Origin of the sequence: Pseudomonas sp. MIL9, assembly GCF_016887925.1 — a bacterium.
Classification (GTDB): domain Bacteria; phylum Pseudomonadota; class Gammaproteobacteria; order Pseudomonadales; family Pseudomonadaceae; genus Aquipseudomonas; species Aquipseudomonas mohnii.
In genome coordinates, this window is record NZ_JAFEHE010000014.1 from 133,363 (window position 1) to 145,335 (window position 11,973).

The 11,973-nt window shown below is 59.6% G+C and carries 11 protein-coding genes; 5 read left to right on the forward strand and 6 right to left on the reverse strand.

Going from position 1 to position 11,973, the window contains the following annotated elements; translation table 11 throughout:
• Nucleotides 1–70 precede the first annotated feature (70 nt).
• Entirely contained in the window at nucleotides 71–595 is a 525-nt protein-coding gene (locus JQF37_RS16995) for an SET domain-containing protein-lysine N-methyltransferase (RefSeq protein ID WP_130208363.1), read from the forward strand.
• 6 nt (nucleotides 596–601) lie between these two features.
• Here JQF37_RS16995 and can read toward each other — a convergent pair whose 3' ends face one another.
• Complete coding sequence (can, locus tag JQF37_RS17000) at nucleotides 602–1,246, reverse strand: carbonate dehydratase (RefSeq protein ID WP_130208365.1); 645 nt, start codon at nucleotides 1,244–1,246, stop codon at nucleotides 602–604.
• Nucleotides 1,247–1,413: 167 nt separating this feature from the next.
• Here can and JQF37_RS17005 point away from each other — a divergent pair, with 167 nt between their 5' ends.
• Nucleotides 1,414–1,818 carry a serine kinase/phosphatase gene (locus JQF37_RS17005; RefSeq protein WP_130208367.1) on the forward strand — a complete coding sequence of 135 codons (405 nt, stop codon included), beginning with the start codon at nucleotides 1,414–1,416 and terminating at the stop codon, nucleotides 1,816–1,818.
• A gap of 68 nt (nucleotides 1,819–1,886) precedes the next feature.
• On the opposite strand, the gene rimI is transcribed toward JQF37_RS17005, so the two are convergent.
• Complete coding sequence (gene rimI, locus JQF37_RS17010; RefSeq protein ID WP_057398073.1) at nucleotides 1,887–2,339, reverse strand: ribosomal protein S18-alanine N-acetyltransferase; 453 nt, start codon at nucleotides 2,337–2,339, stop codon at nucleotides 1,887–1,889.
• Nucleotides 2,332–3,078, reverse strand: a complete 747-nt coding sequence (locus tag JQF37_RS17015) for an energy transducer TonB (protein ID WP_130208383.1) — start codon at nucleotides 3,076–3,078, stop codon at nucleotides 2,332–2,334. The genes rimI and JQF37_RS17015 overlap by 8 nt, the downstream gene beginning before the upstream one ends.
• Nucleotides 3,079–3,284: 206 nt before the next feature.
• On the opposite strand from JQF37_RS17015, the gene mksB reads away from it, so the two are divergent.
• From mksB to mksF, 3 genes are read left to right on the forward strand one after another with little or no spacing between them, the layout of a single operon-like run.
• Nucleotides 3,285–4,580, forward strand: a complete 1,296-nt coding sequence (gene mksB, locus JQF37_RS17020; RefSeq protein WP_130208369.1) for an Mks condensin complex protein MksB — start codon at nucleotides 3,285–3,287, stop codon at nucleotides 4,578–4,580.
• On the forward strand, nucleotides 4,570–5,271 hold the full coding sequence (gene mksE / locus JQF37_RS17025; protein ID WP_130208371.1) for an Mks condensin complex protein MksE: 702 nt from the start codon (nucleotides 4,570–4,572) through the stop codon (nucleotides 5,269–5,271). The genes mksB and mksE overlap by 11 nt, the downstream gene beginning before the upstream one ends.
• On the forward strand, nucleotides 5,268–8,108 hold the full coding sequence (mksF, locus tag JQF37_RS17030; RefSeq protein ID WP_047533255.1) for an Mks condensin complex protein MksF: 2,841 nt from the start codon (nucleotides 5,268–5,270) through the stop codon (nucleotides 8,106–8,108). The genes mksE and mksF overlap by 4 nt, the downstream gene beginning before the upstream one ends.
• Nucleotides 8,109–8,191: 83 nt before the next feature.
• On the opposite strand, the gene JQF37_RS17035 is transcribed toward mksF, so the two are convergent.
• From JQF37_RS17035 to JQF37_RS17045, 3 genes are read right to left on the reverse strand one after another with little or no spacing between them, the layout of a single operon-like run.
• On the reverse strand, nucleotides 8,192–10,495 hold the full coding sequence (locus tag JQF37_RS17035) for an MlaD family protein (RefSeq protein ID WP_130208373.1): 2,304 nt from the start codon (nucleotides 10,493–10,495) through the stop codon (nucleotides 8,192–8,194).
• Nucleotides 10,488–11,111, reverse strand: a complete 624-nt coding sequence (locus JQF37_RS17040; protein ID WP_130208375.1) for a paraquat-inducible protein A — start codon at nucleotides 11,109–11,111, stop codon at nucleotides 10,488–10,490. The genes JQF37_RS17035 and JQF37_RS17040 overlap by 8 nt, the downstream gene beginning before the upstream one ends.
• On the reverse strand, nucleotides 11,098–11,757 hold the full coding sequence (locus JQF37_RS17045) for a paraquat-inducible protein A (protein ID WP_130208377.1): 660 nt from the start codon (nucleotides 11,755–11,757) through the stop codon (nucleotides 11,098–11,100). The genes JQF37_RS17040 and JQF37_RS17045 overlap by 14 nt, the downstream gene beginning before the upstream one ends.
• Nucleotides 11,758–11,973: the final 216 nt, after the last annotated feature.

The following is an 11,973-nucleotide window of genomic DNA, read 5'->3' on the forward strand; positions in this document are numbered from 1 at the left end:
GAACGTGCTGCAGCGTTGACAAGGTCGTCAGCTGATGGAGGTCGCAGCACCCTGGCATACAAGGATCGTCATGAAAGCCGATGCCCAGCACAAGTCTGTCGCAGCACTTCCAAAAGGTGTTTATCCCTCTACGAAGTTGCCGCTTCGCCTCGGATTCCCGTCCCTCGACGATTTTGAGATTCTTTCCAACGACAAAGGCACGCCGGTGGCCGCTGTCGCCCTGCGCGAATTTCCCCGAATCAGCCGAATCTGCCGGGTTTCCGGGCATTTGCTGACCTATCGCTGCCGACATACCCGACAACTGGCGCCTGGCGTGCACGTCTACGATCCGCGTTTCTGCGGGTTATTGCGGCACTCCTGCGACCCCAACGTCTTTCTCGACCTGAGCGAACTGTGGTTATGGGCACTGAAGGACATTCAGAAAGGTGATTGGCTGACAATGGATTACACCGTCAGCGAAGACAAACTGCTGCGCCAATTCGAGTGCCGCTGCGGCTCACACAACTGCCGGGGCTGGATTAACGGTTACGATGAAGCGCCGAATGCCGACGGCCAGCTGTTTTTACAACGCTGGCGCCGGCACCGTCTGTGCTGAAGTGGCTTACAACGGCTGTACCGGACGCAGGCGGTACTGTGGCGGCAATTGCTCGAAGCCACTGATCGTAGTGTTCAGGCTTTTCCAGCGACCGTCCTTGATGCCGTAGATGCAACCGTGGATCGACAGGCTCTGTCCGCGGTGCCAGGCGTTTTGCACGATGCTGGTATGGGCGACATTGGCCACTTGCTGAATCACGTTGAGTTCGCAGAGTCGATCGACCTGCTCCTCTTCAGTGGCCAGTTTGGCGAGTTCTTCGCGCTTCTCGTAGTAAAGATCGCGAATCGAACGCAGCCAGCCGTCGATCAGGCCGAACTGGCGATCCTGCATCGAGGCTCGAACACCACCGCAACCATAGTGGCCGGTGACCAGAATGTGTTTGACCTTGAGTACGTCTACCGCGTATTGAATCACCGACAGGCAGTTGAGGTCGGTGTGCAACACCACATTGGCCACGTTGCGGTGGACGAACAAATCGCCCGGCAGCATGCCGACGATCTCGTTGGCCGGCACCCGGGCATCGGAACAGCCGATCCACAGGTACTCGGGAGTCTGTTGGCGAGCCAGCTTGGCGAAGAAGTCAGGATCTTCTTTGGTGATCGCGTCAGCCCAGCGCTCGTTGTTGTCGATCAGATCTTGTAGTTCGTTCATGCAATGAAGCCTCGAGAATGATGCGCAGCTTTGACAGACAACCGCCCGTCGAGGTCACGCGCTTTATGCACATGCCACCGAAAGCTCGTAAATGGCGCTCCATGCCGGTGGAATTCTCGGTAACCCAGTGGGTCCACCTAGTAAGGCCCACAGTATGAGGAATTGCCATGACTGATTCACGACGTCCATATGATGCGGTGCAACCAGAACCCATCGATGATAACGAAGACCGCATGGGTTCGGTGCATGAGCTGGATTTCGACGAGGAAGAACCCGATGCCAGGATCGGCGACGAGTTGCCGGACAGCGAGCGAGCGCAACTGATGCCCCGTCGGCGCGTGCGCGAAGCCGGCATGACCGGTGCATCGACCGCTGACCACGAGCCCACCGATGATGACTTGAGCCCGGAAACCCTGATCCGCGAAGACGGTGCCCGGGATGCCCATGAAGCGGGTAAAGGGGATCAGGCTGATTGGGACTTGAGCATTGTCGATAAAGACGACATCGGCGGGGGCAATGGGCTGGATGAAGAGGAAATGGCCCGGCGCGATCCGCTGGACCGCAAGCGTTGATCGATCCTGGACAGGAGCCTTTGGTGGCTCCTGCACAGCAATCGGCGCTTAATTTGTAACAAAGATGCTCAATCTACCAGCGTACAGGCCATGACCACCGCATCTTCGCGTCCGCCCACCGCCGGGTAGTAATCCCGCCGACGTCCGATCTCGTTGAAGCCATAGCGCTCATACAACTTGAATGCCGCAGTGTTGCTGTCGCGCACTTCCAGGAAACACTCCCGGGCGTCGGCCTTGCAGGCAATCGACATCAAATGCTCCAGCAGCGTCAAACCGAGGCCACGACCCTGGTTTTCCGGTTTGACGGTGATGTTCAGCAGGTGCGCCTCATCGAGAATGATCTGCACCACACCGTGACCGACCTGCTGCTGACCTTCAAACATCAGCCAGATCTGGTATTTGCCCAGGCCATCGAGAAAAATCCCGCGGGTCCAGGGATGGCTATAGGCCGCGTATTCGATTTTCAGTACAGCTTCCAGGTCCGCCTCGGTCATCGGGCGGAACGATACAGCGTCACTCATTCGATTCTTTCCAGCGCGCCATCAGCCGACGCATGGCTTGCCAGACATCAGCCTTACGCTGTGGCTCTTCCATTAATAATTCCAGGCCAGGCAAGGCCCAGACCGAGCCCAGGCCTTCGACCTGGAGTTCGCGATTGAAGGATTCGGCATTGGCCTCCCCGGCAAAACGCACGGCGGGCAGGCCGATCAGCCATAGACAGACGCACGGTGCGTCTTCCAGCCGGGCCGAGATAAAGCCCTGCACGAAGTCACGCGCCGCTTCCGGGCCCTGATCCATGGTGCCTCTGGCCAGCAGCGGCCAGCGCACCGGCTCGCCGATGATCTGCGGGCTGTCCGGCAGGCCGGCGGCGCGCAACATGTCCTTGAGCAACAGATAAGCGGGATCACGGGCCTGGAACGCCTCGCCTGTGGGTAACTCCACCAGCAGCAGGCAACGCCCTGCCCGCAGCAACTGCAGGGCAAAACGAGGTGGCGGTACGGGGGCAACCTTGACAACGACCGGCGCTTCTACGACTTCTTCCACCGGTTTGGCCCCGGTGCGCGTGCTTGCCAATGATGGCCGTGGTACTTCGATTTTCACCCGCTCGGCCGGTTTGACCTGCGGTTCCACAGGCGCCTGGGCCGCAGGTGCCGGCACTGCCGGGGCGACGGGCAACGGCTCGGGCAGCTCCAGCAGTTCGGGCCGCGACGGCGCAGCAAAGGGCAATTCGGTGCGCGGCAGCCAATTGACCACCTGCATGGCGTTCAAATAGGCGCGGCGGCGAGACTCGATAAGCAAAGGTCGGCCACTTGTGGATAACTAAAGTGCGGTGATTCTACCGCCCTTCGCTCAAGATCGCCCGCAGTTGATCGCACGAAAAGCGACAGTCCGTCCCAAGAGTGAATCGCATCGGTCCCGATGCAGTACAATCTCGGCTTTTAATCGCCAACCAGCCGGCCATTCCGATGATCGAACCCAAGCGCGTCTTGCGCGCCCTCGCTGAACACTGGGCACTTCTGGAGCCACTGTGCGAGCACTTCGACCAAGGCACACTGAGCCTCAACGAACTGCGTTCACAGCTGGCCGCCCAGCAACTCGACAGTACGCCGCAGGACATCACCAGCCTGCTGGATGTGTGGATTCGCCTCGACATTCTGGTTCCCGTGGCGAAAAGCCCGAACCGGTTCGAGCTCAACGCGCAGATCCACGACTTCCTCGCTTACCTGCGCCGTGAACACCGTCTGGGCCTGTGTCTGGAGATCGAAGCCTATTTGCGTCATCTCGAACGCCTGGCCGGCTACATCCAGGACGCCTTCGACATCCGCGACGGCAATGATCTGGCGCGCCAACTGCGTCTGCTGGACATGCGCGTACGCGATGTATTGAAAAAACTCGCCAACGACGAACAGGCCCTGGTGGCCGTTGCCGAGCGGGCCAAGACCAGCGACCGGCAGATCCCGCTGCGCCAGCGTTACGCTGAAGTCCTGGCGACCTGGGACGAATACGTCGAGCCGATGATTCAGTTGGTCAACGCCGACGGCGCCTTTGAACAGGGTGTGCGCAAGGTCGAAAACGTTCTGCTGCGCATGCTCACCGAGCAGCAACGCCTCGGCCATCTGGTTGATGACGACATGCTGCTGCGCACCCACGCGCGGATCCTCGAAATGCAGACCAGTGCGCAACTGACCCTGCGTCACGCCCGCGAACTGCTGCTGCCGCTGCGTGAAGAAGCCCGCCGTCACAACGCCGTGACCCGTGGGGCGGCGCTGGCCCTGTCGATGATTCGCCGCAAGGGTATCGATGCCGTGCCACAAGCCGCGATGCCGATGTTCACCCGGCCGCAAAGCACCTTTCTCGGCAGTGCCAGTCAGGTCGAGGCCTATGTTTACGCCCTGGCCCGTTTCGAGCCGAAACCGGCGCGCTTCCCCAAGGCACACAAGACCCACAAGGGCGGCGATGCCCCGCGTGCGCCACGCACGGTCCGGGAGATGCTCGACCGTTGCGAAGACGCCCTGCCGATGCCAGACCTGATGACCTGGCTTCTGGAGCAGGAACCGGACGGCGCCACCGACGAACTGCTGTATTGGTTCTCGCGCCTGTCGCGGGAAAAGCGCTTCAAACGCGAACGTCTGGAACGCCGCGATTACTTCACACACGAGCACCAGGTCAGCCTGCGCTCCTTCGCCCTGCTCTCGGCCGGCGACGATGCCTCCGAGAATTCTGCGAGCACCCTCCATGCCAGTACTCCCCATGCATCTTGATCTATCCGAACTGTCTCAGCTGGCGCCGATCTTTCGCGAGCTGTTCAAGGGCTACCACGTCAGCCGTCGCGATCCAGAGCTGTACGCGCAGCTGTCGAATTTTCAGGACCAGTACCGCACGCTGTTCAAGGCGCTGGGCTTTGAACTGGTCTGCGACACCCGTGGTTTCTACTACTTCGTGCCGGACCTCGCGGCGGCGGCGGTGAACAAGACGGCCCAGCGCCTGGCGCTGTTCACCTTCATCCTCGTCGAGCACCTGGCCGACCAGGGCCGCGACCCGATCGCCGTGCTCGACGGCGGCAGCCTCGGCCGCGATGAACTGCCATCGTTGCTCGAGAAGTACCGCGACCTGTTCATCCAGGCCGAAGTGCAGACCCAGGACGAGCTGGAAGAAAAAATCATGCGCCGCATGACCCAGCTCGGCTTCGCCAGTGAAGAAAACGGCGTCTACCGCTTCCTGCCGCCGATGCACCGCTTCCTCGATGTGTGCCTGTCGGTTCAACAGGACCGTGATCTTGCCGCCAGCCTGCACAGCGTGCTGCCACTGCCGGCGCCGGTGCTGATCGACGAAGACAGCGACGAAAAGCTGCTGCAGACCGACGATCCCCTGGACCTCAGTGAGTTCGACGGTGAAAGCGAAGAAGACGCACTGGCCCGCGCCATTGCCGAAGAACAGGAGCTCGACGCATGAGCAAGGAACGCTACGGCATCCGCCGCTTTGCCCTACTGAATACCGCCGGTTACAGCCTAGGGCTGTTCCCGCTGGAAGAACCGCTGTCGGTCTACGGCGCGAACAACCTGGGCAAATCCGCCTCGATCAACGCCTTGCAGTTCCCGATTCTGGCGCGCATGTCGGACATGAGTTTCGGCAAGTACAGCCTGGAACAATCCCGGCGCTTCTACTTCGCCTCCGACACCAGCTACATCCTCGTCGAAGTGAACCTGCCCCACGGTCCGCACGTGATAGGCGTGGTTGGTCGTGGTCCGGGCGGCGGTTTCGGTCACCAGTTCTTCGCTTATGCCGGCAAACTGGACCTGGCTCATTACCAGAAAAACGATACCTGCCTGCGCCAGAAAGAACTGTTCACCAACCTTGAACGCGAAGGCCTGAAAGCCTACGAACTCAAGCCGGATGAATTGCGTCGCTTGCTGGTCGGTGGCCACACCTCGATCCCGCTGGACCTGACGCTGATCCCCCTGCGCTCAACCAGTGAGCAGAGCCTGAAGACCTTCCGCGCCCTGTTCATCAACCTGCTGCACATGCGCGAAATCACAGCGGCCAAGCTCAAGCAATTGTTTCTGGATGCCTTCGAGCACAGCCTGCGCTCCGGTAGCGTGGATTACATCGCTGCGTGCGAAGAAGCCTTCCGTGATGTACGACGCATGGAGCAGGACTACAACTCGCTGGTCGCCGCCGGCCCATTGGTCGAAGCCTTGGCCAACGGCGTGAAACAGCGCGACATCCTGCGTGGCAAACTGCACCGGATTTCGCCATTGCTCGACTCCCTGCTCGGCACTTGGTCGGACTACGCTGGCGCACGCAAGGAAGAGCTGACGATCCAGGCCGAACACTACCGTCGCGAGCAGGACGAACTGCAAAACGACCAGCGCGGCGGCACTCAGGAACTGATGCGTCTGGAGCGGGAAATCACCGGCATCCAGCGCTGGCTCGGCGAGCTGTCGGTGCTCAAGCATCGCTTTGCCCTGGTCGATGACGTCAAGGTACTGGAGCAGCAATTGCTCGCGGCCAAGGACGCCCACGATGAACTGGCCGGTGCGCTGGCCCAGTCGCGGCAGTTCAGCGCGGAGGACCTGGAGGAGCGCCTGCGGGACCTGGAAAAACGCCTGAAGTCGGTCAAGCAGCAACTCGATCACGCCGACAACAACAGCTACGCCCGCTTGCGCGAGGAGTTCTCGCAGCAGGACGTCGAACGCTTGATGCGTCTGTTCAATAGCGCGCTGTTCAGCCTGCCCCTGGGCGAGCATGGCATTGCGCTGGACGACAACGGCGACTGGGTCAAATCCGTAGAACTGATCCTCGACGGCTTCAAAGGCGAGCGTTTCGAAGTGCCGGGGCTGTCTATCGACATCTCCCACATCGAGCCGCCGGCCTTGCAGGCCCTGGCGGACCGAGCGGCACTGCGCGACCAGAAAGAGCGCCTGGACAAAGAACTCAAGCAACTGAAAACCCAGCAAGCCGTGGCCGCCGACCGCGCAGCGAGCAAGACCCAGACCGAGGCGCTGTACCAGCAAGTGCTGGATGCGCAAAAGGCCCTGGAAGACTTCCGTCGCGCGCAAACCCTGAGCGCCGAAGAAGGCGACAAGCTTGAGCAGCTGGCTCAGATGGAAGCCGCGCAAGACGAATTGAAGCGCTCCAGCGATGCCTTTACCGAACGCGTCCAGCAACTGTCGGCCAAGCTGCAACTGGTCGGCCGGCAGATCGCCGACATGGAAGCCAAGCAACGCACGCTCGATGATGCACTGCGCCGCCGTCAGCTACTGCCGGCGGACCTGCCTTTCGGCACGCCGTTCATGGACCCGGTCGACGACTCCATGGACAACCTGTTGCCGCTGCTCAATGACTATCAGGACAGTTGGCAAGGGCTGTTGCGCGCCGATGGCCAGATCGAAGCGCTGTACGCGCAGGTGCGCCTCAAGGGCGTGGCCAAGTTCGACAGCGAAGACGATATGGAGCGCCGCCTGCAACTGCTGATCAACGCGTACGCGCACCGCACCGACGAAGCCCTGACCCTGGGCAAGGCACGTCGCGCCGCCGTTACCGACATCGCCCGCACCCTGCGCAACATCCGCAGCGACTACGACAGCCTCGAGCACCAGTTGGCGTTGTTCAACCGCGAGATCAACAAACGTCAGGTGTCCAACCTGCAGAGCTTCCGCATCGTGCTTGCGCCGAACAAGGAAGCGCTCAAGCACATCGACCAGATCATCCACAGCGCCGGCCAGTACGAAGAAGGCGAAACCCTGTCGGTGTTCGATCTGAGCCAGAGTGCGGAACAGGACAACAAGAACGAAGAGGCCAAGGAATACCTGGCGCGCCTGGTGGCGGCGAACCACAACCAGCTGGGTCTCAAGGACTTGTTCGAACTGGCGTTCGAGATCACCAAGGTCAACGGTCAACCGGTGATCCACACCGACATCGACGGCGCCGCGTCCAACGGCACCACGATGACCATCAAGGCGCTGACCAACATGTACTTGTTGCTGCACTTGATGGACCGCGACCTGGCCGGTCGTGTGCGCTTGCCGTACTACCTCGACGAGGCGGCGGACATCGACGAGAAGAACCAGGCAGCGTTGCTGGAAACCAGCCTGCAACTGGGCTTCGTACCGATCCTGGCCAGCGTGAAGCCACAGGTCTGTGCCAGTGTCGCTATCGACCTGGAAGGCGGCAGCGGTCCGGCCGGCATCTACATCGACGAGGCGGACTGGAAGTACATCCGTCGTCATGATCAGGTGAAGGCAACCATCAATGCTGAAGCGGACGAGCCGGAGCTGGACGCGGTCTGACGCTTGAATTGATGGCGATAAAAAGGCCGCGATCCTCAGGATCGCGGCCTTTTTCATTGGTGCAGGGTTAAGGCCGATCCGGACTACTTACCGAGAGAGATCTTCGGTGCCCAGGTCAGCCATTCCTCTTCGAACTTGTCGAACAGGGGGAACGTCTGCTCCGCCCGCGCCGGAGTGCCCATGCGTTCGCCATCCGGAGTGGCGAATGCAACCCCACCCTGAATCATGGTCTCCAGCGATTCGGTACGAAGAGTCGCCCCCTTGAACAGCCCGACATCAAGACCAAAACCACTGGTGTTCCAGAAGCGAGTGCCGCTGCGAACCAATGGTGCGTATTTCGGCTCGATCAGAATGTGGATCAACACGCGATCGGCGGTCTGACCCAGTTCATAACCGGTCACTTTGCCGACCGTGATTTCACGGTACGTCACCGGCACACCGGCTTTCAGTGAACCACGCCGCGCCGCGCTCAACACCAGGCTCAACCCGGCTTCAACCCTGGCGCTCTCGGGGGGACTGGCCAGGGCTGTGAAGTTTTTCTGCGGACCAAGGTTCTTTGGCGCTGGCTGGACCTCGATGTATTGCCCGGTGACCAAGGTCTCCAGGTTAGAGGTCTTGATCAAGCCCAGTTCTGGCTTGACCACCCAGAATTGACTACCGACACGGGCGATGCGCCCAGGCACTTCAGTGATCCGCGCGGTAAGCAGCACCGATTGCAGGTCATCCGTGAGGTCGACGCCTTCAATCTTGCCGACATCCAGCCCTTTGAAACGAATCGGTGTACCGGCGCGCAAGCCATCGGCGCGGTCGACCTTGATCGTGATCAGTTCGCCCTTTTGTGCAGCTTCATCTTGACTGGCAAACAGCCGGAAACGCGGAATCCGCTTTTGCAATGGCGCCTTGGCCTGCGGCGTTTCAAAGGCAATCCCGCCCGCCATCAAGCTTTGCAACGATTCACTTTTGACTTGAATGCCTCCGGTCAGCCCACCCGTCAGGGTAATGCCGCTGGCATTCCAGAAGCGGGTCGAGGCGTTGACCAGGTTTTCGTACTCTTTCTCGATGTGAACACCGATCACCAGTTGGTTTTTCTTGCGTGAAAACTGATAGCTCTGTACCGAGCCCACCTTGACCTGTTTGTAAAGAACCGGACTGCCGACATCCAGCGAGCCAAGGTTATCGGTGAACAACACCAGATGCAGGCCCGGCGAACGCAGATCCAGCGGCGGCGCCTTGGGCCTCGCGACGAACTCGCGTTGCGGCGCTGCGCCTTTATCCCCGGGACGCACGGCGATGTAGTTACCTTTGACCAGCGCCTCAAGCCCCGTGATGCCGGCGAGCGAGATCGACGGTTTGACCACCCAGAACTGAGTGCCATCGACGAGGTAGTCTTCAGCCAACGGATCCAGCGTCAGTTCGGCGCTCGCAGCCGCCAAATCAGCGTCAACCTTGAGCGCCTTGAGTGTGCCAACCTGAATGCCCTTGTACATGACCGGCGTACGACCGGCCTGCAGGCCTTCGAAGTCACTGAGTTTGACCTTGACCTTGATTCCGGCGGCAGCGGCATCGAAGTCCTCATAGAGACGGAATGGCAGACTCGGATCCGTGGGCGGGCTGTCCCTGCGATTTTCCGGAGTGGCGAACGCAATGCCACCCGCGACAATGCTGGCGAGAGACTCGCTGCGCACCTTCACGCCCGACAGATTGGCGTCGATGCTGATGCCGCTGGCGTTCCAGAAACGCGTGTGTTTACGCACCAATTTGGCGTAGGTCGGCTCAATGAAGACCTTGAGTTCAACAGTGCTCTGATCTTCGGACAGCACGTAACTTTTGATCTGGCCGACCTTGATTTGTTTGTAGAACACCGGGCTACCGCGGTTCAACGAGCCCAGGCGATCAGCCTTGATCGTCAGGTGCAGCCCGGGCTGGGCGTCGGATAGCGGCGGCTCCTGGGCCAGGGCCTTGAATTTGCGCGTGGGCTCACCTTCCCCGGGACTGATCGCGACGTAATTGCCCGAAACCAGGGTCTCCAGGCCAGTGATCCCGGCCAGGGTTACGCTCGGCTTGACCAACCAGAATCGCGTGCTGGTCCGCAGGTATTGCTCCACGTCCTTATTCATTTCGACGGTGGCGATTACGCCTTTGGAGGCTCCTTCATCATCGAGTTTGAGCGTTTTCACCTTGCCGACGGGCATGCCTTTGTAGACGACTTCAGTCTTGTTGGCCTGAATGCCTTCGCCGCTTTCAAAGCGCACCTGGACCTCGATGCCAGTCTCGGAATAAGCACGCCAGCCAAGCCATCCACCGATGATCAGGGCAATCAGGGGGAGTACCCAAATGGCAGACCAGTTCGAGGCCGGTCGGGTTTTCGCTGTTGGCAAATCAGTCATGGTCGTCGTCCGACTCCGTGTTATCCCAAATCAGTCGGGGATCGAAAGTTACTGCAGCCAGCATGGTCAGAATGACCACACTGGCAAAGGCAATGGCACCAAGATCGGCTTCGACGCTGGCCAGTCGCCCGAAGTTCACGACTGCCACCAGAATGGCGATCACAAAAATATCGAGCATCGACCAACGGCCGATGAACTCGATGAAGCGGTACATCCATATACGCTGGCGGGCTGAAAGTGGCTGACGACGCTGTACGGAATACAGCAGCAGTGCAATGCCCACCAGTTTGAACGTGGGTACCAGGATACTGGCGATAAAAACCACGGCAGCAATAGGGATCATGCCGTGCTGAACCAATTGGATCACGCCGGACATGATAGTGCTGGGGTCACCCTTGCCCAGCGAACTCACGGTCATGATCGGCAGCACATTGGCAGGTATGTAGAGAATGGCGGCGGTAATCAGCAACGCCCAGGTGCGCATCAGGCTATTCGGACGGCGGGCATGCACCATGGCACCACAGCGAGTACACACCTGCTCAGCGGCATCAGCTTCCTGCTTGTTCAACTCATGGCATTCGGCGCAAATCAGAATGCCTGCATCAATCGCCCTCATTGGCATCCTCTCCTGATAAAGCCTGCCAGATCTGGTGAGGCGACATCACAACCTCCAGCCAGACTTGAACCAACAGCAAAGCAACGAAGCAGGCCAGCCCGATGCCTATGGTCATTGCTGCCATATCTGCGAGTTTTACGATGGCGACGAGTACACCCATGAGGTAAACCTCAAGCATCCCCCAATCTCTCAAATGGTGATAAATACGGTAAAGCAGCAAACCGTAACTGCGGCCGACATCAAAATGAATGCTCAGCAATACCGTCAGCTGGCAGAGCAGCTTGAGCAGCGGTATGCCCATGCTGCACAGGAACACAATCACGGCAACGCCTTGCATACCCGAATTGAACAAGCCCAAAACACCGCTCCAGACAGTATCTTGCGATGACTGCCCGAGTAGATTGAGCTGCATGATGGGTAAAAAGTTCGCGGGGACGTATAACAAAAGCGCCGCGATGACCAAAGCCAGGCTGCGGTGCACCACGTTGTGTCGATGGGCGTATAGCTCATACCCGCAGCGCGGGCACAGGGCTTTCTCGCCATGGGCAAGCTTGGGCTTGCGCATCAGCAAGTCGCATTCATGACACGCCACCAAATCGCCCAGTGGTAAATCTGACAGCCCGGAGGCGTCAACCGGATCTGGCATAAGGGCTCTGGCTCCGAAAAAGTTGGACCTATTCTAGTGCCCTGAATCAAAAATAACTGTTCAAATTTCTGCGGTGATTAATCGTGCTTTTCTTTCGCCAAAAACAAAACCCCTACCTGCATACGCAGATAGGGGTTTCGGAATTTAATCTTGACGATGACCTACTCTCACATGGGGAAACCCCACACTACCATCGGCGATGCATCGTTTCACTGC

Bases quoted from the DNA above. Each gene is read 5' to 3' on its own strand.
- JQF37_RS16995 (WP_130208363.1), top strand. From the start codon at position 71: ATGAAAGCCGATGCCCAGCACAAGTCTGTCGCAGCACTTCCAAAAGGT.
- can (WP_130208365.1), bottom strand. From the start codon at position 1,246: ATGAACGAACTACAAGATCTGATCGACAACAACGAGCGCTGGGCTGAC.
- JQF37_RS17005 (WP_130208367.1), top strand. From the start codon at position 1,414: ATGACTGATTCACGACGTCCATATGATGCGGTGCAACCAGAACCCATC.
- rimI (WP_057398073.1), bottom strand. From the start codon at position 2,339: ATGAGTGACGCTGTATCGTTCCGCCCGATGACCGAGGCGGACCTGGAA.
- JQF37_RS17015 (WP_130208383.1), bottom strand. From the start codon at position 3,078: ATGCAGGTGGTCAATTGGCTGCCGCGCACCGAATTGCCCTTTGCTGCG.
- mksB (WP_130208369.1), top strand. From the start codon at position 3,285: ATGATCGAACCCAAGCGCGTCTTGCGCGCCCTCGCTGAACACTGGGCA.
- mksE (WP_130208371.1), top strand. From the start codon at position 4,570: ATGCATCTTGATCTATCCGAACTGTCTCAGCTGGCGCCGATCTTTCGC.
- mksF (WP_047533255.1), top strand. From the start codon at position 5,268: ATGAGCAAGGAACGCTACGGCATCCGCCGCTTTGCCCTACTGAATACC.
- JQF37_RS17035 (WP_130208373.1), bottom strand. From the start codon at position 10,495: ATGACTGATTTGCCAACAGCGAAAACCCGACCGGCCTCGAACTGGTCT.
- JQF37_RS17040 (WP_130208375.1), bottom strand. From the start codon at position 11,111: ATGAGGGCGATTGATGCAGGCATTCTGATTTGCGCCGAATGCCATGAG.
- JQF37_RS17045 (WP_130208377.1), bottom strand. From the start codon at position 11,757: ATGCCAGATCCGGTTGACGCCTCCGGGCTGTCAGATTTACCACTGGGC.